This window comes from Bacillus sp. ms-22 (assembly GCF_009759805.1).
Taxonomy (GTDB): domain Bacteria; phylum Bacillota; class Bacilli; order Bacillales; family Bacillaceae; genus Bacillus; species Bacillus xiamenensis.
On record NZ_CP046653.1, the window covers coordinates 3,272,671 to 3,299,258 of the forward strand.

Annotated in this window: 22 protein-coding genes and 2 riboswitches; of the genes, 6 read left to right on the forward strand and 16 right to left on the reverse strand. The window is 41.5% G+C overall.

Translation table 11 applies throughout. The features are described from left to right. Window positions 1-156 precede the first annotated feature (156 nt). The 5 genes from GPA07_RS17075 to GPA07_RS17095 form a co-directional block, all read right to left on the reverse strand. Window positions 157-1,398, reverse strand: coding sequence for a dicarboxylate/amino acid:cation symporter (locus GPA07_RS17075; protein WP_034739976.1), 1,242 nt, complete (start codon window positions 1,396-1,398; stop codon window positions 157-159). Window positions 1,399-1,475: 77 nt separating this feature from the next. Further along, a riboswitch (cyclic di-AMP (ydaO/yuaA leader) is annotated at window positions 1,476-1,609 on the reverse strand. A 63-nt stretch (window positions 1,610-1,672) separates the two neighbouring features. After that, window positions 1,673-2,695 (reverse strand): AI-2E family transporter, encoded by a 1,023-nt coding sequence (locus GPA07_RS17080; RefSeq protein WP_008361852.1) that lies wholly within the window; start codon window positions 2,693-2,695, stop codon window positions 1,673-1,675. Window positions 2,696-2,905: 210 nt separating this feature from the next. Beyond that, a complete protein-coding gene (gene dctP / locus GPA07_RS17085; protein WP_008361851.1) occupies window positions 2,906-4,174 on the reverse strand; it encodes a C4-dicarboxylate transporter DctP in 1,269 nt (422 codons plus the stop codon). 124 nt (window positions 4,175-4,298) lie between these two features. Next, complete coding sequence (locus tag GPA07_RS17090; RefSeq protein ID WP_157293027.1) at window positions 4,299-4,982, reverse strand: response regulator; 684 nt, start codon at window positions 4,980-4,982, stop codon at window positions 4,299-4,301. Next, window positions 4,979-6,598 (reverse strand): ATP-binding protein, encoded by a 1,620-nt coding sequence (locus tag GPA07_RS17095; protein WP_442859321.1) that lies wholly within the window; start codon window positions 6,596-6,598, stop codon window positions 4,979-4,981. Before GPA07_RS17095 ends, GPA07_RS17090 begins: the two co-directional genes overlap by 4 nt. Before the next feature lie 67 nt (window positions 6,599-6,665). Here GPA07_RS17095 and GPA07_RS17100 point away from each other — a divergent pair, with 67 nt between their 5' ends. Continuing rightward, window positions 6,666-7,763 (forward strand): DctP family TRAP transporter solute-binding subunit, encoded by a 1,098-nt coding sequence (locus tag GPA07_RS17100; RefSeq protein WP_157293029.1) that lies wholly within the window; start codon window positions 6,666-6,668, stop codon window positions 7,761-7,763. Window positions 7,764-7,788: 25 nt separating this feature from the next. Here the strand turns inward: GPA07_RS17100 and GPA07_RS17105 are convergent, their stop codons facing one another. Continuing rightward, window positions 7,789-8,619 carry an EcsC family protein gene (locus GPA07_RS17105; protein ID WP_157293030.1) on the reverse strand — a complete coding sequence of 277 codons (831 nt, stop codon included), beginning with the start codon at window positions 8,617-8,619 and terminating at the stop codon, window positions 7,789-7,791. A 156-nt stretch (window positions 8,620-8,775) separates the two neighbouring features. Between GPA07_RS17105 and GPA07_RS17110 the strand changes: the two genes are divergently transcribed. The 5 genes from GPA07_RS17110 to GPA07_RS17130 all read left to right on the forward strand — a co-directional run bounded on the left by GPA07_RS17110 (window position 8,776) and on the right by GPA07_RS17130 (window position 13,003). Then, entirely contained in the window at window positions 8,776-9,036 is a 261-nt protein-coding gene (locus GPA07_RS17110; protein WP_003214275.1) for a GlsB/YeaQ/YmgE family stress response membrane protein, read from the forward strand. A gap of 415 nt (window positions 9,037-9,451) precedes the next feature. Next, a complete protein-coding gene (locus tag GPA07_RS17115) occupies window positions 9,452-10,729 on the forward strand; it encodes an Nramp family divalent metal transporter (protein ID WP_157293031.1) in 1,278 nt (425 codons plus the stop codon). A 72-nt stretch (window positions 10,730-10,801) separates the two neighbouring features. After that, a complete protein-coding gene (locus GPA07_RS17120; RefSeq protein WP_071168052.1) occupies window positions 10,802-11,371 on the forward strand; it encodes a GNAT family N-acetyltransferase in 570 nt (189 codons plus the stop codon). Between the two features lie 98 nt (window positions 11,372-11,469). Then, a complete protein-coding gene (locus tag GPA07_RS17125; protein WP_008362189.1) occupies window positions 11,470-11,733 on the forward strand; it encodes a hypothetical protein in 264 nt (87 codons plus the stop codon). A 116-nt stretch (window positions 11,734-11,849) separates the two neighbouring features. Continuing rightward, a protein-coding gene (locus GPA07_RS17130; protein ID WP_157293032.1) for an IS3 family transposase occupies window positions 11,850-13,003 on the forward strand; the annotation gives its coding sequence in 2 pieces (ribosomal slippage) (window positions 11,850-12,123 and window positions 12,123-13,003; 1,155 coding nt in all). 60 nt (window positions 13,004-13,063) lie between these two features. Here the strand turns inward: GPA07_RS17130 and GPA07_RS17135 are convergent. The 10 genes from GPA07_RS17135 to GPA07_RS17180 form a co-directional block, all read right to left on the reverse strand. Then, window positions 13,064-13,288 (reverse strand): hypothetical protein, encoded by a 225-nt coding sequence (locus GPA07_RS17135; protein ID WP_157293033.1) that lies wholly within the window; start codon window positions 13,286-13,288, stop codon window positions 13,064-13,066. A 100-nt stretch (window positions 13,289-13,388) separates the two neighbouring features. Further along, a complete protein-coding gene (locus tag GPA07_RS17140; RefSeq protein WP_008362193.1) occupies window positions 13,389-13,844 on the reverse strand; it encodes a hypothetical protein in 456 nt (151 codons plus the stop codon). 16 nt (window positions 13,845-13,860) lie between these two features. Then, on the reverse strand, window positions 13,861-15,348 hold the full coding sequence (locus GPA07_RS17145; RefSeq protein WP_232532071.1) for a ribonuclease YeeF family protein: 1,488 nt from the start codon (window positions 15,346-15,348) through the stop codon (window positions 13,861-13,863). A gap of 234 nt (window positions 15,349-15,582) precedes the next feature. Further along, window positions 15,583-17,304 carry a pyruvate oxidase gene (locus GPA07_RS17150; RefSeq protein ID WP_157293034.1) on the reverse strand — a complete coding sequence of 574 codons (1,722 nt, stop codon included), beginning with the start codon at window positions 17,302-17,304 and terminating at the stop codon, window positions 15,583-15,585. 70 nt (window positions 17,305-17,374) lie between these two features. Then, window positions 17,375-19,201, reverse strand: coding sequence for an APC family permease (locus tag GPA07_RS17155; protein WP_157293035.1), 1,827 nt, complete (start codon window positions 19,199-19,201; stop codon window positions 17,375-17,377). Window positions 19,202-19,312: 111 nt separating this feature from the next. Then, window positions 19,313-19,457: riboswitch (cyclic di-AMP (ydaO/yuaA leader) on the reverse strand. Window positions 19,458-19,523: 66 nt separating this feature from the next. Continuing rightward, window positions 19,524-21,614, reverse strand: coding sequence for a cellulose biosynthesis cyclic di-GMP-binding regulatory protein BcsB (locus GPA07_RS17160; protein WP_157293036.1), 2,091 nt, complete (start codon window positions 21,612-21,614; stop codon window positions 19,524-19,526). Between the two features lie 4 nt (window positions 21,615-21,618). Further along, on the reverse strand, window positions 21,619-22,842 hold the full coding sequence (locus tag GPA07_RS17165; RefSeq protein ID WP_442859337.1) for a glycosyltransferase family 2 protein: 1,224 nt from the start codon (window positions 22,840-22,842) through the stop codon (window positions 21,619-21,621). A gap of 37 nt (window positions 22,843-22,879) precedes the next feature. Next, the gene (locus tag GPA07_RS17170; protein ID WP_157293038.1) at window positions 22,880-24,595 is read right to left on the reverse strand and encodes a DUF2334 domain-containing protein; all 1,716 of its coding nucleotides are present in this window, start codon (window positions 24,593-24,595) and stop codon (window positions 22,880-22,882) included. After that, window positions 24,585-25,436 (reverse strand): GGDEF domain-containing protein, encoded by an 852-nt coding sequence (locus GPA07_RS17175; protein ID WP_157293039.1) that lies wholly within the window; start codon window positions 25,434-25,436, stop codon window positions 24,585-24,587. Before GPA07_RS17175 ends, GPA07_RS17170 begins: the two co-directional genes overlap by 11 nt. Then, window positions 25,417-26,499, reverse strand: coding sequence for a glycosyl hydrolase family 8 (locus GPA07_RS17180; RefSeq protein ID WP_157293040.1), 1,083 nt, complete (start codon window positions 26,497-26,499; stop codon window positions 25,417-25,419). Before GPA07_RS17180 ends, GPA07_RS17175 begins: the two co-directional genes overlap by 20 nt. Window positions 26,500-26,588: the final 89 nt, after the last annotated feature.

Here is a 26,588-nt window from a genome sequence, read left to right on the forward strand (position 1 = left end):
TTTCAGCGTGACCTGAAAACCTTTGCAGTCTAGGAAGGACGAGTACCGGCGCGGAGCGAATTTGACATTCGTGAGCACCGGCACGCAGGACTGACAAAGAATGCGAGGGTTTGTCTGCACGCTGAAAGGGCTGATCCAGTCAGCCCTTCTTGCTTATTACAGTGATAAGTGAGGTGTTGGTGCTTCCTTCTCATGCTTCTTTTCGGTTTCAGTAACAATGACCGCACATGCTGCGTCACCTGTAATATTAACTACAGTTCTTGCCATGTCTAATAAGCGGTCTATGCCCAGGATAAGCGCTATACCCTCAACAGGAAGATTCACCGAATTTAAAACCATGGCTAGCATGATGAGCCCTACCCCTGGGACACCTGCTGTACCGATACTTGCTAATACAGCGGTTAAGACAACAGTCAGCATTTGAACAAGCGTCAATTCAACCCCATACACTTGTGCGATAAAAATGGTTGCTACCCCTTGCATGATCGCTGTACCATCCATATTAATGGTTGCACCCAGCGGCTGAACAAAGCTTGAAATAGGCTCTGGCACCTTTAAACGCTTTTGAGCTGTTTCCATTGATATCGGCAAGACTGCGTTACTGCTTGATGTACTAAATGCCACAACCATTGCTGGAGAAAACCCTTTGAAAAATGCCATTGGATTTCGTTTAGCTAAAACAGCAACAGTTGTGCCGTATGTCAGGAAGAAATGCAGGATGAGCGCAATTAAAACGACCGAGAAGTAGAGTCCCATCGCTTTCATGGCATCCAGCCCCTGACTGCCGATCGCCGTTGCGATCAAACCAAATGTCCCATACGGTGCGAATTTCATCACAACACCGACAAGATACATCATTAATTCATTTCCTTGTTCAAACAGTTTCAGCAAGCCTTCCGTTTTTTTACCGAGCATGGCAATGCCAAGGCCTAAAAATACACAGAAGACGATAATTTGAAGCATATCTCCTTCAACTAAAGATTGGACTGGATTGGTTGGAATAATGTTGAGTAGTGTGTCTGCCATTGATGGGGCTTCCTCTGCGGAATAATCAGCCGCTTTCGTATCAAAATTGCCGAACGCGCCCGGCTTAATGAGTAAGGCCAATGTAATGCCAATAATGATGGCAAAAGTCGTCGTGAGTAGAAAGTAAGTAATGGTTTTTGCACCAATTCTGCCAAGCTTTTTCGGATCGCCAAGGCCTGCTACACCAAGTGTGATCGAGAAGAAGACAATCGGCACAACTAACATTTTAATTAGGTTTAAAAAGATTTGACCTAGAGGTGTAAATAGATAAGGGTCTAACACTTTGAATACATTTGGAGCAAAAATGTTGAGTATTAATCCTGTGATTGCACCTACAAACAAGGCAATAATAATTTTCGTCGCCAGCTTCAATAAAATCTCCCCTTCCTCGTCAAAAAAGCCCACGAGAGAGTCTTCTCGTGGGCCTGCGTGTCCATACGTGTACCACTGTTTACTCTCTTCACGCTGATGAGGTTAGCTGACGGGTTAGGACGAAGAGATGTCCTTTTTTCTCATGAAAGAAAAATTCACCCCAAAAACATGGGTCCCCCATTCCTTTAGAAGGATTAAGCGTGTGGTAATATGATATTTTCATACCATTTATACCTTATTTTCGGAAAGTTGTAAACAGGTTCATATGAACTTTTTAATTACTTTCTTCCTTATTTGTGACCTCAAGAATATCTAAAATAAACACAAAGATTGGGATACCGATAATAAGTCCCCAAATGCCAATATAGTGTTCAGAGAAGATCAGCACAATAAATGTGAAGAAAATAGGGAGTTCTGTTTTAGCTGACATGAGCTTTGGATTTAGGAAGTACGCTTCAATTGCATGGATAATCACAATGACCAGCACAATATAAAGGACGTACACCCCGCCTCCAAGTGTATACGCAATGATGCTAAGTGGAATAAGGGAGATGACCACACCCGCTACAGGAATCAAGCCTAACAAAAAGACCATGACCGCTAGTCCAAATAATTGCGGGAAGCCCATAATGCCAAGCGCAATGGTTGTTAAGACACAGTTAACCGTTGCAATGATGAATTGTGCTTCAAGCACCTTTCCAAACGTTCTGGAAAACTTACGTCCAAAGAAGGCAATTTCATGATAGAACACGGAGATTTTACTCGTTTTGAACTTATTCATGAATTGAATAAGGCGTTCCTTTTCGAACAGGAAGAACATGCTTAATATTAAGGACATAATGACCTGGATACTGAACGTGCTGAAATCTGTTAAGTATGTATAGAGGAAATTAAACCCTTTCTCGAAGAAAGAAGATATTTTGAAATCTCCGAACACGTTGGTGATGACATCAAAGAAGGGTAAATCTTGTGGGTGATCTGCAATTTTCTTCCCTAAATGAAATAACTGCTCCACTTGTTTGGCGATAATTGGCACAAATACAAATCCGCCAAACGTCAATCCTCCAGCTAAGAGAATGTACAAAATGGTAATGACTGATTTCTGTCCTATTTTCAGGAAGCGATTTAAAAAACCTCTAATGACCTCTTCTAACCGGTTCATCAAAAAGGTGAAGATGAAGGTCAGGAGGATTAAATTCATCATTCCTCTTAATAGATATAATACTGTGGCTAATACTACAAATACTGAAAACCTCTTAACACCAGGTTTTTCGAACAATTTTAAAAATGCCGCCATACGTTACACACCTGCCAGGACTAAAGTCTATTTTTCATTGGATCTCATATTCATTATATCGGATCTTTCTGTAAATTATATAACAAAAGGTCAATGAGGTCTTACGATTCGGTCTAATTTTATCTAGCTTTCATGTTTTTTCTTTTCATCACAAGAAAAAAACCGAACCTCATGAAAAACATAAGGTTTCGGTTTTGAGTTGTGTTTATACTAAACAGCTTGCTTCATATTGCGCATTTCTTGAAGGGCTGTTTTACTCTTTGCTTCGTCAAATTCCCCTTCACTCTTCGCTACAACAATTGTGGCAATTCCATTTCCAATCAGGTTCGTAATCGCTCTTCCTTCACTCATAAATCGGTCGACCCCAAGCAGCAGTGCAAGACCCTCTAGCGGGATAACCTGAAGTGCAGCGAGTGTAGAAGCCAGCACGATAAATCCGCTTCCTGTGACCCCAGCTGCTCCCTTTGATGTGAGCATCAGAACGAGAATAATGGTGATCTGCTGTCCAATGGATAGATCCACCCCAAACACTTGCGCTAAGAAAACAACGGCCATAGACAAGTAGATTGAGGTTCCATCTAAGTTAAAGGAATAGCCTGTCGGAATGACAAGTCCAACAACTGACTTGGAGCACCCGTAGCGTTCCATTTTATCCATCATTCTTGGCAGTACGGATTCTGAAGAACTTGTGCCAAGGACAATGAGTATCTCATCCTTGATAAATCGGAGATAACCGAACAGGCTAAAGCCATACATTTTACAAATGATATTCAGCACAACGAATATGAACAAGAACATCGTCATATAAACGGAAAGCATCAGACTCGCAAGCGGTCTAATCGAAGACAAACCAAAGTGTCCGATCGTATAAGCCATTGCCCCAAATGCACCTAAAGGCGCGGCACGCATGATGTATCCGATAATTTTAAAGAAGACAAGTGACAACTTATCGAGCCATTCGATGATTCCTTTCCCCTTATCACCAAGTGCAGCAAGCGCAACACCGAATAAAATAGAGAAGAACAAGACCTGTAAAATATCTCCTTTTGCAAAGGCATCTACCATGTTAGATGGCACGATGTGGGTGACAAATTCCATCCAGTCAATACCCTGTCCCCCATTTTGGGTATACTGCGAGACATCCCCTTTTTCAAGCTTACTATAGTCAAGACCCGCTCCCGGCTTCATAATATTGACAACAAAAAGTCCGATGACAAGCGCAAGCGTCGTGACAACCTCAAAATAGATAAATGCTTTTCCTCCAACTTTACCAACTTTTTTCATATCCCCCATCTTGGCAATCCCAAGAACGATGGTTAAGAAAATAATTGGTGCGATCACCATTTTGACGGCATTAATAAATGTATCACCTAACGGCTTCATTTCTTTCCCGACGTTTGGCCAAACCATCCCGACAATGATCCCGATAATGACAGCTGCAATCACCTGAAATGTCAGGTTCTTCAAAAGCCTTTTCATAAAAAATCAACTCCCTCACCTTTGATGTAAAACGCTTAACTGTTATCTGTAGATAAATGATAGCGATTTCATCAAAAGCTGTGAAGCTTATGAACATATCGTACATTTTGGTCTTTTTGGTCTCTTAGTCTGAATGTACGATATATTTATTCACAGGCCGTCCCACGCCGCCATATTGCATATCTAATTTCAGCTCGCCTTCTTTCACAAGGAAGTCTAAATAACGGCGTGCAGTGACACGGGCAATGCCAAGTGCATTGGCGACTTCCTCTGCAGACTGCGCGCCTTCTTGTAAACCCATATAGGCCTTGATTTCATTCATCGTATGCACATTCAGCCCCTTAGGAAGCCATGTATCTTCCTGCTTAACAGCAGGCTTTCGTATGATATCATCCAGCATCTCTTGAGAAAATTCTGCTGCTGTACGAATTTTTGATTTAAACGCTTTATAGCTTTCAAGAGATTCTTTCATTCGTTCAAACTTGAACGGTTTGATAATATAATCTCGTGCGCCATTTTGAAGCATGATGCCGATCGTCTCTTTGTCCTTCGCTGCAGAAATCACAATCACATCCACCTGCATCTTTTGCCTTCTGATGTCTTGCAGCGTTTTGACACCATCCTTTTTTGGCATATAAACATCAAGCACAACAAGATCTGGCCGAATCTCTTTGATGAGCTGCATGCCCTGCTCGCCATTCCCTGCTACCGCCGCAACTTGAAAGCCAGGGACACTCATAATGAACTCTTTATTCACTTCTTGCACCATCGGGTCATCTTCAATTAATAGCACCTTAATCTGAGTCATCTGTCTCTCTCCTCTATTGTCATTGGGAATTCGATTGAGAAGGTGGTACCAATGCCGATGCTTGATGTGACTTCTACATTTCCCATCCCTTTGTCGATAATCGTTTTTACAATATACAGCCCATAGCCTGTTCCGCCTTCTTTTCCGTGAGTAAAGCCTTTATCGAAAATATGAGGAATCATGTCCTCTTCTATTCCAGAGCCATGATCTTCAATTAAGATCGCAAGAACATCCTCCGTTTGATCAATACTAATTGAAATGAGTTTCGTGTCTCTTTCTACCGTATCATACGAAGCAAAGGCGTTTTCGATCAGGTTGCCAAGCAGCTTCGTCATATCATGCTGATCCAGTCGCTCTGGAAAATCGCGCAGACGGCTGTTTTCATCTACTTCGACTTTTATCCCAAGCTCCTTACCCCTTCTGATCTTGCTCATCAAAAGACCAGCGACTGCATCGTGCTGAATGACGCGGTGAAGAAAGTCTGTTACATGTTCCTGTTCTTCCGTCGTTTGAAACGCAAGGTCGAGGGCCTGATCGGCTTTCCCCAGCTGAATTAATCCCGCAATTGTATGAAGCTTATTCATATGTTCATGATTTTGCACCCGCAGGCCATCAACGAAGTTCTTCACCCCTGTTAATTCCTCCGCCAATTTGGCCGCCTCTGTCCGATCCTGAAAAATCGCAACTGCTCCGATGATTTTCTTTTTCATCACAATCGGGATCCGGCTGCTCATAATCCGCTTTCCGCTCATATGAATTTCTTCATTGTAGACTGGTTCTGCCCGATCAATAATCTCAGGAAGCCTTGTGTCAGGCAGCACATTCCAAATATTCCGGCCCACGACATCACCTGTCACACCGAAAATTTGCTTCGCCTTTTCATTAAAAATGGTGATCATATGCTGATTATCAATGGCAATGACTCCTTCATTAATCGAGTGAAAGGTAGCGGTGCGTTCCTCTAGCATTCTGACAATCTCATGCGGCTCCAGCTTAAACATTTGCTGTTTAATATGACGGGCGAGCAAAAATGAGCCCACAAGCCCAAAGCTGAGCGTCAGCAGCAGGATCATGAGGATATCCTGCTTCATTTCTTCTAATATATCTGCCATGCTTGGCAGTGTTCTTCCTACTAGTACAACCCCTGTTTGGTTAAACTTTTCATCCTTTACTGGATAAAACGCTCTAATGGCAGTCCCCAGCTCTCCCTGTGCTTCTGAGAAATAAATATGCTCTGCAAAAGCCGGTTCTTCATCCGCCCCCTCTGAGCGCTGGCCTATTCTTGTTTTCACTGGATGCGTCAATCGCACGTGATCCATATCCATGACGACAATGTAGTCAGCATCTTGAATAATACGAATCTCTTCAATCGCATGCTGTAATCGAGAACGTTCCTTTGCCTGATCAGCTAACGCCTGCTTCACCTCATTCATCTCAGCCACAGTTCTTGCTGTGTTCATGAGCCTTTTTCGAAGTTCTCGTTCCTCCGTTTGCTGGATTCCCCCAACAAGCACAATTCCTCCGATTAAAAGGGCGAAAATGACAACGAAATATGTGAGGATGGTGAGCTTCCATCTGATAGATAATTGTTGTAATTTCAGTCGATTTCTCATCATTTTTTCACCTGTATCTTTACGAATTCTTCCTCTGTCAAGTATGCTTGACATAAGGGGGATCTGACGCATGAAGAATTTACTCGCCTATACGCTATTACTGATCATCGGTTTTGTAACCGCTTTATACTTTGGTTTTTATCATATGATGCCAAAATCAACAACGATATTCGATGATGAACAGACAGGGCTGAAGGATCAGCTTGTGTTCAAATTTAGCCATGTTGTGGCAGACAACACACCGAAAGGACTGGCTGCCAAGAAATTTGCTGAGCTCGTTCAAGAGAAATCCGATGGCAGAATCAGCATTCAAATTTTTTCAAACGGAAGCCTTTATTCCGATATCGAAGAAATTAATGCACTAAAAGAGAATCAAGTTCAATTTATCGCTCCGTCTACGTCAAAGCTGGGCATGCTGTCTCCTGAATGGATGGCACTTGATCTTCCCTTTGCCTTTTCTAACTATGATGCTGTTCAAGAAGGCTTACATGGTGCAATTGGTCAGAGATTGTTCGGCACGTTGCAAAAAGACGGATTAAAAGGGATGGCCTACTGGACAAATGGCTTTAAGCAAATCACCTCTAATAAAGGTCCAATCAAGCAGCCTAGTGATTTAAAAAACCAATCTCTCCGCATTATGCAAAGTGACATGATTGAAAAACAATTCAAACTTCTAGGCGCAAAACCGTATCAGGAATCGTTTAATTCAACGTTTCAACTGTTAGAATCCAAAAAAGTAGACGGTGAAGAAAATACAATTTCAAATATTTATTCAAAAAAATTCTATCATATACAAGACTATATGACGATCAGTAATCACGGGTATTTAGGGTATGTTGTCTTAACAGATCAATCATTTTTTGATCGCCAGACACCTGAAACGAAGCGAATCTTGCTTGAAGCGATGGAAGAAACAACCGTTTGGAATGAAAAACATGCAGAGCAGATGAATAAAGATCAGCTGGAGGACATTAAACGGGAATCTCCGATTGCAATCCACGAATTAACATCAGCAGAGCGGCAAAAATGGATGAAAGCACTTGATCCGTTGTACGATGAAGCCGAAAAAACCATTGGTTCTACCTTGATCAAACAAATCAAGGAGCTCCGGACACGATATGAATCTTCTCCGATTCATTCGGTAGAAGAAGGTGTTGAGACCAAATAAAAAATCCCTTCGAGAAAGGGATTTTTTATGCGTCTGAGTCACGCTGTTCTTGCTGCGAGAGCTCTTCTAATCTTGTTAATATTCTGCGCTTTCGATATTGCATGATGCCTGTTTCGGCAATTCCTTTTAACTGTGAGCGGTTGGACGCTGCGCCAAACAAAATCCCCGCAATCGGAACAAGCTGAAACAGCTTCTTCCAGCCAAACGAATCTCTATAGTTATACACAACCTCACGCCATCCTTGAATTTGGGAAATCATGTTTTCGTGCTTCCCTTCTGATGCATGATAGCTCATAAGCTCTTTTAATATAGACTTTTTTCCAACGACGTCAGCAGAGTTCAGCTGTAAACATTTCATGATAAATACCCGTTCTTCCTTGTTTTTCGGATCATAGCCATAGGTGACGGCAATATCCTGTAATGTTTTTAGAGAGAGTCCAAGCACAGCAGGTATATCTGCAGCTAGTGTAAACATGCCGCCAACACCTGTTGTTGCCCCTTGCACCGTGGCAAGATTCGTTCTATTTTTCCCCATTTGCTCACTAATGGCATCCATGATTTCAATAGGCGCTTTTTCAATATCTTCTATGCGCTGAATGGATTCATCGGCACATTTCGTTTGGAATTGATGAATAATGCCTTTTTCTGAGGTCAAATAAACACCGCCTGATTGAATGTAATGCCCCATTTCATCTAATAACACACCGATTTTCTTTTGAATAAAGGCAGGAGTCAGCTTGTCCAGCATTTGAAATGGAAGCCGGCTGAGTTTCTCCCAAAACCACACCTTCTGCTGGTCTTTCTCCCATTTTTCAATCTCCTTTAATTGTGCGTTTAACCACTCTCTTTCCTCCATGCCATGTGCCTCCTTAGATGCCGTTCTGTGTTTGACTGTTATTATACACAATCCTTGTCGATAATACGTATCAAACATTGAAGCGGTTCCGAAAGGTTTTAATCCCCTTTAAAACGGTTATTGCTTAATAAACCAAACAAAAGAGGAGTGATCAACATGTTAGGATTTCTGATTTCATTAGTTGTAGCGATTGTTATTGGTCTCATTGGGAGTGCACTCGCTGGAGGCAGTGTACCTGGAGGCTGGATCGGCTCAATGATTGCCGGGCTTGCAGGTGCTTGGATTGGTCATGGATTACTTGGAACATGGGGTCCTAGTCTGGCAGGCTTTGCGATCATTCCAGCGATCTTAGGAGCAGCTATATTTGTTATTATTTTAAGCCTGATCTTCCGCAGTGTGGGATCAAGGGTTTCTTAAAAAACGGAATAAGAGGAAGCAGAGGGGCACCGCCTAAGAGGCGGTGTCAGATTGTTAACAAAGGGCTAAAATGATCTTGATTTTAGCCCTTTGTCTTCTTTTCAGCGTGATCTGAAAACCTTTGCAGTCTAGGAAGGACGAGTACCGGCGCGGAGCGAATTTAAGATTCGTGAGCACCGGCACGCAGGACTGCGGGAGAATGCGAGGGTTTGTCTACACGCTGGCACCGCCTAAGGGGCGGTGTTTTTTTATGTATTGATTGACAAGGTATCTATTTTTTTCACTTACATATGATAAACAAACCTATTAGTTCAGATAGTTGACTTTTCATGAAGATGGGCATATGATGATTAAAAATTGCATCAAGGAAACTTTTTGTGCCGAAGCAAAACTTTTAGAATCTAGGTGATGACATATGACAAACAAATACATCGAGGCACAGGCACACATGTCAGTGGCCGCAGAGCGTGCACTTGAAGGAAAGGTCAAAGGATTTAGAAGGCTTCTTCCTTTTCTAGGACCTGCTTTTATCGCTGCCATTGCATATATTGATCCAGGGAACTTTGCGACCAACATTGCGGCTGGCTCAAAATATGGTTACCTTCTTTTATGGGTCATTCTCATATCGAATCTCATGGCTTTGCTCATCCAGTCTTTGTCTGCAAAGCTTGGAATCGCAACAGGTAAAAATTTACCTGAAATCGCTCGTGAAGAGTTTCCGAAACCCGTCTCTATTGGGTTATGGATTCAGGGTGAGCTCGTCATTATCGCCACAGATTTAGCCGAATTTATCGGCGCGGCTCTTGGTTTATACTTGCTCTTTCGGATCCCGCTGCTTGAAGCATCCATCATTGCAGCCATCGGATCATTTGCGATTTTAGAGCTTCAAAGACGCGGATATCGAGCATTGGAAGCAGGGATTACTGGCATGCTGTTTATTGTAGTGATAGCATTCGCTGTGCAAACTTTTGTCGCCAAACCTGATATCGCAAGTGTCGCAGGCGGACTGTTGATGCCAAGATTTGATGGCGCAGATAGTGTCCTGCTTGCTGCTGGGATTTTGGGCGCCACTGTGATGCCGCACGCAATTTATCTGCATTCAGCTTTAACTCAAAGAAGAGTCGTCGGCAGAACAGAAAAAGAGAAAAAACAGATTTTCCGCTTTGAGTTTTTAGACATCCTCATTGCAATGTTAGTCGCTGGAGCCATCAATGCCAGCATGTTGATTGTAGCAGCTGCTTTGTTTTATAAAAATGGTCTCTTTGTTGAGGATCTGGATGTAGCATTTCAGCATTTTGGAACACTTGCAGGTCCTGTGTCAGCCATCTTATTTGGTGTAGGTCTGCTTGTAGCGGGACTTTCCAGTTCTTCTGTCGGTACACTGTCAGGCGATATTATCATGCAGGGTTTTATTCAATACCGAATCCCGCTGTATGTACGCCGTCTGATTACCATCATTCCTCCTATTGCGATCATTGCATCCGGAGTAAACCCGACATCTGCGCTTGTGATGAGTCAAGTGGTCTTATCCTTTGGTATAGCCTTTGCTTTAATTCCGCTCATTTTGTTTACAAGTAAAAAACGAATTATGGGTGATTTAACGAATGCTCGCTGGGTAACAGGAATATCGTGGGTAATAGCGGCTCTTGTTGTCGCACTCAATCTGTTTTTAATTGTGGATACGTTTATGTAAAGGAAAGTCATGATCCTGTCTTTTTCTTTCTATTTATCTATGGTAGAATTTCCCTAGAGAGGACGTGAGCACATGTTTTTTTATCAGGATCAAGACATATCTATGAGGCTGCTTGAGCCAAGAGACGCCAGAAGTCTGTATGTACTCATCCATCGTTCCAGAGAGCACTTACGGGAATGGATGCTCTGGGTGGATTCAACGCAGACAGAGGAAGACAGCCTGGCGTTCATTCAAAGCGCCATGCAGCAAGCCTTGCAAAACAATGGCTTCCAAGCTGGTATATGGTTTCATGGGGAACTCGTCGGCATCATTGGCACCCATCAAATTCAATGGATCAACCGCACCGTTTCCATTGGTTATTGGCTCGGAGAAGGCTATCAAGGAAAGGGCATCATGACAAAAGCATGCCAAGCCGTCATTCACTATTTATTTGAAGAATGCCGCCTGCACCGCATTGAAATTAGAGCAGCTGTCGACAACATGAAAAGCAGACGCATCGCAGAGCGATTATCTTTTTCGCTTGAAGGCATTTTAAAGCAATGTGAATGGCTGGGCGACCGCTTTACGGATCATTGTGTCTATGCACTTTTGCAGCCTGAGTATATGCAGCAGAAAACACATTCGATGAACCAGCCCACGTAATTGTGTCGATTGCATGAACTATTTTACAAAGTGAAGCTTTGCAGTATCCGTTGTGACCGGCATCTGATAAAATAGAAGGAAAAATCGAGGTATGATGTATGTCTCTTATTATTTTATTTTACTTATGGATTGTCCCTTTATTATTTGGCATTTTCTTCTCATTCTTAACAAAGAAAGCCACATACAAACGCCGTTTTGTCCCATCTTACAGCATGATCGGACTCAGCATCGTTTTTCTAATTCTGGCACTTGTCTTTTCAGCCAGTCATTTTCTATTCATTTGCGGTATGTTCCTATTTGCCACAACACTTGTCGGCACAGGCATTCCATTATTCTTAGCCTTTACGAAAACACCATCATAAACAAAACCACCTTTTCTCGGATGGGGACTGACCCCATAAAGTGAGACAAATAAAAACACCTTTAAGTTGAAAATCGGGTATATCATATCTGAAAACAATTTGGAGGTGTTTTTTGTATGGGAACAAGAGTCAGTTACCCCGCAAGTGTAAAAGAAGAGGCGGTTCAGATGAAGTTGGCAGGAGTCTCAACAAAAGAAATCATGGACAAGCTAGGAATTAAGAATAAAACACAAGTGAAAACTTGGATGAAATGGTATCACAATGGTGAAACCCACCGGTTTCATCAACCTGTTGGAAAGCAGTATTCATACGGTAAAGGACCTGAATACCAAGATGAAAACGAGAGATTGAAAACAGAAAATCGCTATCTAAATCAACAAATAGACATATTAAAAAAGTACCGAGAATGGGAAAGGTGGTGGAAAAAGAAGCACTCGTGTCGATCTACGAAACGGTAAAAGATAAAGTGAGTGTCAGTGAATTCTGTCTGCTATTTGAAGTGGCTAAATCAACATTTTATCGTTGGAAAAAACAAGATCATCATCACTCAAAGCAACATGGGTTAATCAAGCTTATTTCAACACTTTGTAAGTTGCACAAGTATACGTATAGGTATCGTAAAATAACGGCTCTTCTACGCAAAGAAATGAAGATCAACCATAAGAGAGTACAACGAATGATGCAAACCTACGGTTTGCAGTGTCGTGTGAAAGTGAAAAAGCGTAAACAGACCGGTCAACCCTATTACATTGCAGAAAATCACTTAAAACGAGATTTTTCTGCGACAAAGCCACTTGAAAAACTGGTGACAGATATCACGTATTTGCCATTTGGGCAAAAAATGCTTTATCTATCCAGCATAAAAGATTTATATACAAGTGAGATTGTGGCTTATACGATTGGTGATAAACAGGATGTTTCTCTTGTTTTAGATACATTGAAGCAGTTAAAGACACTGCCTAAAGGCTGCGTACTTCATAGTGATCAAGGTTCGGTCTACACTTCTTATGCTTATCAAAAGGAGATAAAGGAAAAAGGCATTACCATGAGCATGTCCCGTAAGGGAATGCCCGCTGATAATGCCCCCATCGAATCCTTCCACTCAAGTTTAAAATCAGAAGGATTCTATCTCCACCACCTGACAAACACTACAACAGCCATTGTAGAAAAAACAGTCAGGGAGTATATTGATTATTATAACAATATCCGAATTCAATTGAAATTAAACAACCAGTCACCAAAAGAGTTTCGGCAACTGGCTGTTTCGTAAAGGTGTTTTGATCCCTGTCTCAAAAACGGGGGTCAGTCCCGATGGAAAGGTGGTTTCTTTTTACTGCTGAGGCATTCGATAGGTCATCGTGCCATTTTGATTTTCTTCAATCACCTTCACAATGTCTTGAAGGATTGCTGCTGCGCGTTCATTTGAGTCATACTTACCGAGAGTCTTTGCCCAAGATGTACTTCCCAAGATCATTCCTTCAATTTTTTTGCCGCTTACTGTGATTTCATGGACATGGATTAGACTTTGCTCGTTTTGTGTGAAAACCCATAGCATGGTTTATTCCCCTTTTTTGTTGTGATTAATTGGCTTTTAAGTGGTTATTGTAATAAGACTTTTAAGATACATTTATACCTAATAAAGTATCATAATCCTCTTATTTATTGAGATTAAGAACCAAATGTTCCTTAATCTTTATATCATTACCATAAACTTCAAAATAAGAAAAATCGAATGCTCGTATTTCAATATCAGCTAAAGAGTGTTGAATACCCTCATCTTCTTCTGTTTCTGGCATTGAATTCAAATCCCATTCAATCTGTAAACCTTTTTGAAATCCTATAAAGACACCTGATTCAAATTGAACCACTTGTCTTACACTATCTATTAATTTATCTGTTGACATTGCAATCAGATCTTTGTCTGGAAATAACTCAAAAAGAGAAGAATGAGTTGAGCCAAAGACATCAAATACATACCATTTATAATCCTGTTTCAATTCCTTTATACAAAATAGAATCTTAGCAAGCTGATCACCTAAGCAAGATAACTCATCATTAAAATATTCCATACCTCTTATTTTTAATAGAAATTCTGATTCTTTTACACCCATTCAAATCTCCTCCAAATTATTCTTTAAAACTCCATGACCCATCCTTAAATACCGCAGGATGAGAGTGAGGATTTGTGTGATCACCTCTACCATGATTCGTCCAATCTGTTCTTTGTATCGGCGTACCATCTTTTCCCCATTCGAGGGTTTGAATGTACCCCTCTTTACGCCCTTTCCTATAACCAATTTGAGTATGAGGAAACTGTGAATCTGGTTTATGGACTGTTCCATTGACTAGCTTCCCATTCTCGTATTTTGGCAGACTCGCATTTTTACCATTAACATCTTTTGGTATATACTGAGGCTTTTTAATGGAACCTAAACTACTTTTAACTCCTTTCGCCCCAAACGGCAAAAGCATCCCCAGCGCCGCATTCATACTCGCTTCCTGTTGTTCCTTCGAGATCTTATTTCCGAACATATCTCGACCCGTGATCGCTTCGCTGAAGCCGTTTGTGGCGGTGAGGCCATATAAGCCTTTTTGAGATGTTTTCAGGGCGTCAAAAGATTTTTGTGACATCTTGTAGATGTCGACTGCTCTGACTGCAGCTGATGTGGCTTGGGTGGCTTTATAGACAGCCTTTCCGCCTTTGAAAATGCGACCTGCCCAGCCGACGATTGGGATGTAGCCGGCTGCTGCCATGCCTCCTGCAGCGACTCGCTGGCCTGCGGTGAGTTCTTCACCTGTGATCGGGTCAACGCCTGTTGCGGCACGTTTTGCATCGTTTACGCCGGTCAGCTCGTTGACGATATTTCCGCCATAATCGAGTGCTTTTTCATACCAAGGACGGTTGGCAAGGGCTTCTTGTTCCTTTGCGATCTCACGAGCTTCTTGTTGTTCTTTTTTGATTTTGAGATATTCAGAAGTTTGCTTTTCAATATCGCTTTTTGCCTTGTAGATTTCACTATTTTGATACGCTTTCTTGTCAAAATTCATAGGCGAAATGGCTTTTCCGTCATTTGTGGCATTCATCATTTCAGCGTACAATGCCATTGTAGCCTGCTGCTCCGTCTCTGACAAAGCATATTCATCTTTTAGATTTTGATCAAGCTCTCTTAGGTCTTTCACTGTCTTTTTTCGCTCGTCTTCCGCATCTGCGATCTTTTCATCAAAGGTTTGGCTATCAAATACCTCCAAAGAAATGAGGTCATCAATGTCTTGAAAAATGGTTTTCAGTGCCTTTTTTTGATCTTTTACAATGCTTTTAGCGTTTTTGATACCCATATGTACAGCATTGTCTAAAAAGTGTTCTTCTACAAAAGTGTCGCCGCCAAAGCTCGTATCATCCAGTGTACCTGAAACCCCTTCATGAAAGGCTTTTTGCTTATCAATGAAGCTGATAAACATGTCCACATTTCCAGCCAGCTCTTTATAGAAACTTTTAATGTTATCGGCACCTTTCCCAGTGAAATCATCACCGAGGTTTGCCACGCCTTGTAGCGCCTTTTTTAAATCTACCATGTGTTCGCGGAGTGCCTGATAGTGTTTTGCCCTTGTATCCATGGCACTGGTTAGTGCTTTTGCATCAAGTATCTTGCCCAGAAGAAGCCACTCCCTCCATTATTGATCATAAAGTCTATTTTACCTTTCTCGACGAATTGGAAAAATAGGCTTTAAGTTACAAAAATATCTTTCGGATATTTTCATATGGAAGAAAACAAGTGACAATTGAAATGATTTTCTCTGTTCAATATAAAAAAGTCAGTCCCCCTTTTTAGAGGACCGACTACATTTGGTTTAGAAAAAGCGTTTTAGACTTTTCTTAAGTGGAGGAATATCCATCTCACCTTTTTCAAAGAATTTTTTCAACAAGTATTTACTAAATCCTGCTGCTTGTGTGTACGTAATTTTCCCAGGTAATGGCGGCTCATTGGTCACTGCAACATCAATGATCACAGGTTTATCTGCTTGAAGCGCTTGATCAAAGGCTGGTGCTAGTTCTTCATGTGATGATACTGAGATTCCTTGGCCGCCGCATGCTTCTGCAAATTTTGCAAAATCGATATCTTCTAGCTCTATACCGTAATTGATGTTTCCTTTTACCTGTTGTTCATATTCAATCATTCCAAGGTTGTTGTTGTTTAAGATGACGACAACGATCGGCAGTTTATATTTTACAGCTGTTACAAAGTCTTGCATGACCATTGTGAAGCCCCCGTCCCCACAGACAGCAATGGCTTGGCGGTTCGGTTCATTTAATTTAGCGGATATCGCCCCAGGTAAACCACAGCCCATTGTGGCCAGCCAGCTGGAGATAATGAAATCCTGTTTTTTCATTTCAAAATGACGCGCCATCCATACAGTCACATTACCGACATCAACTGAAAGAATGGCATCGTCTTCGACTGCTTCTTCTAGTCTAGCGATCACTTGCTGCGGTTTAAGTGGTGATGTGGCAACGGATTTTTCTTTATCCATTTCTTCTCGCCACTTCATCATATGCTCTGTACAAGCTTCAAGGAAACCTCGCTGTTCTTTATATTCAATATAGGAGGTTAGTTCGTGCAGACCGTTCTTACTGTCACTTACGATTCCCACTTCTACCGGATATCTTTTACCGATTTGATCCGGTTTGATATCCAATTGAATGGCAGGTGTGTCTTCCGGTAAGTAATCCCTATATGGAAAGGAGGTTCCTAGCATGATTAATAAATCACATTCTTCCATCGCTTCATATGCCGGCTTCGTACCAATCTGACCTAGATTCCCTAAAAAGTATGGATGCCTGTCTGGAACAACACCTTTTGCAGGAAGTGTAATGACGATTGGTGCAGCTGCCTTTTCTGCAAATGAAAGAAGCTCTTCTTTTGCTTTTCGTAATCCTTTCCCTGCTAAGATGACTGGCTTCTTCGCATTGTTAATGAGCTGAGCAGCCTTTAGCAATTGATCTTTCTTCGGCCGAACTTCTCCCTCTACATAAAGAGGAGATGTATAAATAGGTTTACGCTTAATTTTTTGAGAAAACAAATCATCTGATACAGTGAGAACGGCCACACCTTTATGGGTATAAGCTGCTTTGATGGCTTGATTCAATAAGTCAGGCAAAGCTTCTGCTGTTTGTACCTGCTGATTAAAGACAGCAACATCATCAAACATCCGCTCTAATTTGATTTCTTGAAAAGCATCTCTGCCTACTTCGGTTGATGCAACCTGCCCTGCAATCGCTAAAACAGGTGCACCGTCTGCTTTTGCATCGTATAGTCCATTTAATAAGTGGACAGCACCTGGACCAGCAATTGATAAACAAACACCGAGTTTACCAGTTAGTTTTGCATCAGCCGCTGCTGAAAGTGCTGCCACTTCTTCATGTCTTGTTTGGATAAATTGAATTCGGCTTGATTCATGCCTAAGTTCTTCGATCAATTCGTTTATGCTGTCGCCGGGCATTCCATAAATATGTTTCACGCCCCACTCTTCTAGCAGCGCTGTTACTTCTTTTCCTGCGGTTCTTTGCGGCATGTGAGAAAACTCCTTTTTTCTTTCTCCATACCACTGCCATGTGTTGATCAAACGTTTCAACTTGCTCTTGTTACTTTTTAAAATGATAAGGAAGGGTGGCGACCACAATATCCCGCTTCCATAATAAACGGAATCTTAATAAAAAAGCAGATTGATTGTGCAAAATGGCATGCCATCTTTTTTTCGGGATAAATTGAGGCACGAGCACCATCACTCTATATTGATGCGCATTTGCTTTCGCCTCAATCGTTTCAAGAAATTTATCAAGCGGGTGAATGAGACTTCGATAAGACGAATGCAAAATCACAAGACGCACATCACTATTCAGTTTTTCCCAATCTGCTTCAATCTTTTTGTCTCTCTCTTTATCAAAGGATACGTGAACTGCGATGACTTGCTCTGATAAGGATTTTGCATATTGAATAGATTGTTCAACGACACGTGTGACACCTGCTATTGGGACGATGACCACATTTCCTTTGATGTCGACAGGCTCGGTTTCATTCAATAAACGTAATTGTTCTCCAACAGACACATAATGTTTCTTAATAGAATGAAAAATAAATAGAACGATTGGCATGAAAACAAATACAGGCCATACAAGATGGAACTTGGTCAAAATGAGAATCATGAGAACTGTAAACGAAATCAGTGCTCCCACTATATTGATTGGCATTTTCGTTTTCCAGCCCTGTGGTTTTTCTCGAATCCACTTTACACACATACCTGTCTGAGACAAAGTAAATGGAATAAACACACCGACAGCATATAGCGGGATTAGGTGTTCCGTTTTCCCATCAAATAACCAAATGAGCAGCATGGAGGCTACACCTAAAAAGATAATGCCATTGGAATAACCAAGCCGATCTCCTCTTACGGTAAACATGCGCGGCATGTATTTATCTTTTGCTAAGTTGACAGCCAATAATGGAAAGGCTGAAAATCCTGTATTTGCCGCTAATATCAAAATTAACGCTGTAACAGCCTGAATGACATAATAAAAGAATGTCCGTCCAAATGTGTCTGATGCAATTTGTGACACAACCGTTTCTTCTGGTTTTGGTGAGATGCCAAAACCAAACGCAAGCAATGTCACACCGACAAATAGAACGGCCAGTAATCCCCCCATCATCAATAAAGTTCTTGCTGCATTTTGTGCAGCTGGTTTTTTAAAGGACGGAATCGTATTTGAAATAGCTTCAACTCCAGTCAAAGCAGAACAGCCAGATGAAAATGCTTTTAATAAAAGAAATAACGTAATGCCAGGTACGTGTGTACCAAATGCTGTATGCTCAGGTGCTGGCGGTACTTGCCCTGTTAATAGTTTAAAGCCGCCGACTCCAATTAAAATGAGCAGTGAAAATACAAATAGATAAACAGGATAAGCCAATATAGATGCCGATTCTGTCAATCCACGAAGGTTTAGCACCATAATCAATAAGACCAATACGATTGAAATCATGACATGATATGGATATAGTGCTGGAAAAGCCGATGTGATGGCATCGGTACCCGCTGAAATGCTCACTGCTACTGTTAAAATATAATCTACCAGCAATGATCCACCAGCGACCAGCCCTGGTTTTTCACCTAAGTTTCTGCTTGAGACGACATATGCCCCGCCGCCTTCTGAATAAGCATAAATAATCTGGCGGTAAGATAAAATTAACGCCATTAAAAGAATTAATACACAACCTGCAATCGGGAGAGAGTACCAAAACGCTGCCGCACTGACAACTGATAGAACAATCAAAATTTGTTCTGTACCGTATGCAACTGACGACAATGCGTCTGATGACAATAATGCCAAAGCTTTGATTTTTGATAGTTTTTGTTCTCCTGCTGCCTGTGATTTTAATGGTTTACCAATTAAAATACGCTTCAACAAACTGTACATGTGTTGCCCGCTCCTTTAGTGTCAAACGATTTCATTACAAAAGATGGATCGCCAAAAAGACACAGAGGCAATAGAATGCCCCTGTGCCTATTCTTTAGATCACAGGTTGGTCTTTGCTCTCTTTAACGCTTACGAGGTTAGCTGACGGATTCGGGCGCATGAGACTTTGCCCTACCTTAAAAGGATTCACCCCACGTGGTGTGTTATACCACAATTGGTTCCCCCGCTCATCGAAATGATTCAGCGATTGGTCTTTTATAAAAGAGATCATACTCCCGTTTGACACCAAAGTAAAGAGATTTTTTCAAGGTCTTTTGATCGTTTAAAACTCAGTCTTTTTACGGTTTTTTCGTACAAAATAGACCATCATCACAAGCACAAATAGGATGAGTGCAGCTATACATGCAAAGTAGATCCAAGACTCGCTGCTACTTTGTTTTTCACCAGTTTTCAGATCGCTCGATGTGCTGCTGACCGTTTGATGATTAGAGAACATGTCTTTGTTTTTACTCTCTATTGCAACTGTTGCGGTTTCCGTATTTGTTTGAAGGAAATGGATCACTTCATTTGACACATCAGCTTCAGCTGCATTCATTCCTGAAAAGACTGTCATGGTTTGTTCTTTATTCCAAACCGATGGCTGTGTCCATACAATTCGGGCAGTTGTTTCGTTGATCATGCCAAAGGTGGATACATCATATTGATCCTTATTTGTTGGAACGATCAGATCGTCTGCTTTTTCTTTTAAAAGGGTGAACGTTTGAATGCCTCCGAAGAAAATAAGAGAGTGATTTTCCAGTTGTTTATTTGTGACATTGGATGCTTTGATCAGGTGAGATTGAGCAGCTTCTGGCTGACTAAATGATTCCGTGAGCATGGCCATTTGATTGATTGTTTCACGCTTGATTTGATCTGGTATGATGATCAATGTTTTTCCCTGCTGTGCTTTTGAAGTGAAAGGAAGCGGCCATGCGGCTAAATCCGGCGTATCACTAGATGTTCCTTCTGGAATTTGAAGAGAACTGCTCTTGTCAATGAATATCCAGCCTTCTTCATCTGTGTGTCTGCATGATTCCATGTTTTTAAAACCACTTGTGACAAATTGCAAATCAATATATTCGTTTTTTTGGAGCACCTGTGAATCAACTGGAATAGAGACATGATAGAATCCATCCGCATCTTTGTTTCCTAGTTTTGTTAATGGTACATCATGTGGTTCGTCATTGATCATAACAGTTAACCGCTCTGCTTTGCTTGACGCAACAGATTTTTTAAATGATAGATTGAGCTTTGCGCCTGATTTTTGGTTGGCAATCAATGCCTTCGGATAATAGTAATGATCAGATGCTGGCTTTTTGGTTCCAACGGTGAGATCATTTCCACCAAAATCTTTTAAACGAATATGGTGAGATGGCTTAGACATTTTAGCTGTCACCTTTTGAAGAAGCAGGTCTGTGCCAGTGAGTTGACCTGTCAATTCTGGCTGAGTTAGAACATTGATTTTTTCAGCAATTGTCGCAGGCTTTTCAGCTGTTATAAATAAGATAGGCTGTTCTTTCTTCTTTGCTGTCAGGGTTCTCACCGCTAACGTGAGATGATTGCTTTCTGTTTTTATTCCCGCAGCTTGTTCAATTGATTTCATCCGTCCATCCCAGCTTCCTTTTGCTCCTACAGCAATCGTTGGGTGAGCCACTTGCTTGATGTCCTTTTCCTGGATGAGCTTGATGTCTCTTTGGCTATTTTTGTTTTTCAACGTACGGTATAGTTTGATGGCTGCTTCTAATTCGGCTGCACCCGGTGAATTGGGAAGCACAATATCAGTTTGCTCTTGCTGATCACCTGTTTGAATGAAAGGGAATGGGAAGCTGTCTAATGTGAGGTCTTTCGTTTGAATTCCTTTGAATGTAAGCTCACTTTCAGGATATACTTTTAGCCAATTGGCAGGTGTCTCTTGGTTGATACAAAGACCTTCTTTTAAGACACCATAAAAAGCGAGCTGAATTCGATGAGATCCTTTTTTCAATTGTGCGTTGTTCAATTTGATTTGAATCGACTTCTTTTGGTTTTCCCCTGATACAGGGATCGTTTTTTCAATCTCTCCATCAACCATGACAGTCAATGAGGATGGTGAGATGAGTAATGGTGAGGCCTCTATATTTAACGTCAATGTGCTTGATTCGACTTTTTCCTTATCTATTTGATAGGAAAATTCAGTGTGGCCTTCTTGTCCGTATAGCATCACTACATCTTCTGATAGGTGCTGCGTTTCTGTTTTATTTTCTGTTGAGGAGCGAATCCAATCATCTTTCACTTGTACTCGATTTGATTGCGCTACCGCTTGACCTGCCATGAAAAAAGGCTGGATCGCAAGGGATAATGCCCATATAAAAATCATCCATTTTACCGATTTCAATTTGTCACCCGCTTTTCTTTTGTTGTTGATTGTAACGCTCGGTTTTGTACCATTTCACTTCTTGTTTCAATAATCGGCTCTTTGCTTCTGCATATAAGGAGTACACGACAAGCGCAATCCACACTTGAGAATAGGTGAAGTACATGAGAACCACAATGAGAATGTTTTGTTTGGTCAGCTCTGTTTTCTCAATACTCAATGTCATCATTACTTCTGTTAGAAAGAGGAAGAAGGCCAATCCCCATAGAATCAGTGCCACAGTCCCAATAGATAGGTGAAGATCGACAAATATATTTACGATAAATATGCCATTGGAGAGCAATACGCCAAAGAAAAACAAGAAATACGTAAAGAAAAAGTAAAACAAATCGAAAATCATTCGTTTTCGTTTAAGCTTCATCCATTGCTTTAAAAATTTAAGCACTACATATTGATTGCCTCTAGCCCAGCGTGTTCGCTGCCGCCACCAGACCTTCCATGTCTCTGGCTCTTGTTCCCACGTGATCGCAGCAGGGAAGAATCGAATGACATATCCAAGGTTATATACACGGATCGTTAATTCGGTGTCCTCAGCCAGAGCATGCACATCCCAGCCGCCAAGCTCTTCTAAGATGTGCCGGCGGATCGCGAAGTTTGTGCCTGGTATTGTCGTAATGCCAAACCACTTCCACCTTCCGCCTTGCGCCATCCACTGGAAGCAGATGGTCTCTATATTAATGAATTTGGTGAGAAGGTTTTTGGCTGCATTGATCACCCTGAATTTCCCGACAACCGCGGCCACTTTTGGATCATTCAATAATCCAAGAACTAAATGATAGACGGCTTTTTTTTCTGGCATGTTATCTGCATCGTATACGCAAATCACCTCTCCAGTCGAAGCCTTCAATCCTTCATTTAGGGCAGTGGATTTCCCCTTTCCAGCAAATGGCGGCTTTGTTTCAATCATTTGGATATGCTCATATTGCTCACTGAATGTTTGCACAATCTCTCCTGTGCGATCAGAGGAATTGTCATTAATCACAATGATTTCAAGGAGATGTTTTGGATAGGATAGCTGGACCATAGCTTTTAGCGTTTGCCGAATGACCACCTCTTCATTATGAGCTGGAATGAGAATGCTGACGACCGGCAGCTCTTTCCCTTGTTTTATCCATGCAGGTAGCACTTTTTCGTAAGTGAGATAATGCTGAAAGCCTCCCTGCATTAGGAACATATGGTATAGGAGCATGACCCAAATCAGTATTAATGATAAATAAAATAAGATATCAGCCACCTGATTTTCTCTCCTTAAAAATACGTTTTTTCATTGTCAGCCTTAAATACAATGTGTAAAAAGCAAATGCCACAATAAAGAACAGCACCACCATTGTGAGTATTCGCAGCATATTTTCCATGCCGCTTCGTTTGACTGTTTTTGTTTCAGCTATATTGGATTGCTCTACTTGAATATGTCCATTCCCTGATGTGTTGATCTGTACATGGGCGGTTTGAACCGTCTGTTTTGTTTTCTTTAAATCCAGCCATTGACTAGAAGGGATTGCATCCATCTGTGTGACCAAATCCTGCAGTCCATCTATCCCCGCCTCCACCTCATAGGACAGCCCAATGGCGGCGGATTGGAGATGCTGCATGGATTGAATCGTCTGCTCAGTCATTACGCTTGAATCTTCTTGGTCAGTTGCTGTCTCTACAAGCTGTTCAGGATATAAGGTCATGCCATGGAGCATGGATGGTGTCGTCAAAAATGGCGGTGCACCTTTTGTTTTCCATGTATGGTCGGAAAGCTGCACCTGTCCAAATAGACTTGACACATGCCGGGAAATCACTTCATAGCCTTGTTGAGATATGGCATCATTCGGCACTTCAAATGCAAGCGGATATAGTCCTTGCTGCGTTAGAAGCTCAATACCCTTTGTGAGTTTCTCGGTTGTATAAATGATGTCTTGTTGCTGATTGGATTTGATATAAGTCTTGTAGTCTTTCTCATTCGGAAAATGGCTTTTACTCAGCTTCTTCTCGGCTTTCTGCGGCACATTTGAAGTAATAGGCTGATCGTACTTTGCATCCCAAAACTCAAAGCCCTGACCGGATTCCTCTGTTCGATACGTACGGCTAAACCCATGAAGAATCACGCTGGCTCCACTGCTTTGCAATTGTTTTAACACCTGCACAAGCTGAGGGCGATCATTCAGTGTCACTTCATCACCTGTAGCCGGATCAATCCATACAGGAGTCACCGAGATGAGAAAAGGAATATGCCGTTCGGACACGTATTGTCCAAGTTCCAGCAGCTTTTTCTCATCAGTGACTGGACTGATGCTCCCCAGCTGTAAGTACTTCGTCGTCATTTGATCAGAAGCCTGAAGGAGACTTTCAAGCACCTCTGCAAGAAGCTTGTTATGCTGAAGGATATCTAAGATGCCGATATATGCCGCACCTTCTTTTGTTTGAATTACAAATGGCAAATCTGCTTGATTTTTCTTCAAATAAAATTCACTTTGCAGAGCTGCTCCTTGAACCGTCAGAGCTGTGATTCCTCTGTCAAGGTGACGATATGTCTGATCATCAACACCTTTGATTTGACTGGTATGATCTTGTTTGTGAAAAGTAAGCTTGGAGAATGGGCGAAGCTGTTCCGCATTGTATCCAATTGCCATGAGATGTTTTGATTCGTTCATGATATGAATGGTTTGTTTTGGCAGGGTTCTCTTGACTTCCCCCATATAGATGACGTGTTGAAATTCATTCATCTTCTTTTGCGACAATTGTTCATCGGGTATGACCATCGTTCGTTCGGAAAAATGCCCCACAAGTACATCAAGCAACTGAACAGCTGGCGTTGCCTCACCTGATTGTGTTGAATAGATGATGAGGGTGCTAGGTTGTTTCTTAAGAGCATCGGCTGAGGCAATGTCTTTGACCGAAAGCAAAGAAAAAAGAGCGATTAACAAACAGCCTTTCATCAAACATTTAAAGTTCATTCATCATCATCTCGTTTTCTAGTTCTTCTAAAAATTGCTCTGGTGTACGATAGTCCGAGCTGCTTGTTAAATGACAGACATGAAATGTTAAGGTCACTTCACGCCCATTTAGTAAGACATGCGTTTGCAGTTTATCTTTTAGCTTTTCAAGGACGACAGAGACGTTTTCTTCAGGTGTGTGGGTGAGCAGCAGGCCTATTCGTTCTTCGGTTAATCGAAATTTCTTATCTGTTTCTCTCACACTCTCGCGAATCTTCATACTCAATTGTTGAAAAAGATGTTGCATTTCTTTTTCTCCATATAAGGATTTGAATTCCGCTGCGTAGTGCATATGAAGAAGGACAAAGACAAATGGCTGTTTGTATCGTTCTGCCCGTTTCATTTCCTCGGATAATTCCAGCCTCATCCGCTCGGCATTGTCAAATCCTGTTGTCGAATCAATCGCCACAAATTGTTTGATGGCCTGTTTTTGTTGTTCGATGGTGTGCCGCATCGTTTTGATACGCTCATTTAAGGTTCCTGCCGACATGGCGAAAAAGAGGAGTGCCACACCCCATATCACGACATCTTGCAATGTTTGATTAGAAAAGAGTGGGTTCGTGTGACCAAGCTCTGTAAAGAACATCCCGCTTCCTATAAAGAACAAAATAAGCAAGGTAAAAACCAATGCTGGTAAAATACCAAATAAAATGCCACTTCCTAACACGACGAATGTCAGTGCAATGATCATGAAGCTCTCCGCATCATGTACATTTAAGTAGCCCATAAATAAGATGAGTCCTGCAAACGTGAGGAGCAGAGTATAATACGTGCGATAGGTATCACTGAATAACCGATTCATTTAGAAGCTCCCTTTCTGCAATTAGAGGCAATAAATTATCAAATGAGTGTGTGTCTTTTTCGTTCATGTATCCTCCGTAATAAGGCTTGAGAGGATCTTGAATTTGTAATCCTTTCATTCGGTGATAGACATCTTTTGCAAAATCTTGCTCGTTCTGTTTGAGCGCATATAAGATGACCAGTGCATAGACTGAAGGCGATTCATACGTCACAGCTGGCTGCAATGTGCTCAGCTCATATCGTCCGTACAGTTTTCCTTCTTCTTGGAAATTCGTTTTCAACCATTTCATGATCGCAGAGGTATCAACCTGTGCGTATTCGGCATAGAACGCCGTATAAAGTTGGTCTATCAAATTGATTTCTTGATTAAATGAGTAGGCTTTTTTCTCTATGTCATAGGATGTCGGAAAGAATGCTTTTTGTCTCGGTGCGTTTTGAAGAATGGCCAATTGGCTGTTCAGCATTTGGTTCGTGAATATTTGGAGGGATACCAATTCTTTGATGGCTTTTGGGTCAATATATGAGAGTGTGATTGTGTGTGAAGTTTGCTTTGCCGATGCATCATAATAATCGGTCAATATGCCTTTCAACATGTTTTTGTCTTTTAACGCTTGTGCGATGTCTTTTGCTGTGGTTTGATACGCTGAATTCTGCCACAATTGATCTGCCTTTTGAAGTGCTGCCACTACACGTAAGTCATCGACTAAAGCATTGACTTTACTTGTTTGATTGGATTCGATTTTCCAGCTAAGGAGATCATGATCCAGTAAGAATTGAGTGTGCAGGACGTCTAGCTGCTGATCAAAAGAGGGTTGGTCTTTTTTTCGAACAAGATAATCCATCCAAAGTCCAAGTGATTCAGATAAATAGATGTGCTGCTTTGAAAAAGAGGTGCGAATCATGCCTTGATTTGTCATTAAATGGTGCGTGATAAAATATTCCCCTGGCAATACTGGTTGTGCAGATTCTGGATGAGCTGGCTCTCGCTGCAGCTTCCAGGTACATCCACCTAGTAGAATGACAATGAATATAATGATAGCCTTACGATGTATGGATATATCCATTCTTGCCCCCTTTCAACTCCCCATTCTCTAAGCATCTAATGATTTATTATAGAGCGTTTTTGTTTTAATTTAAATACATATTTTATAGC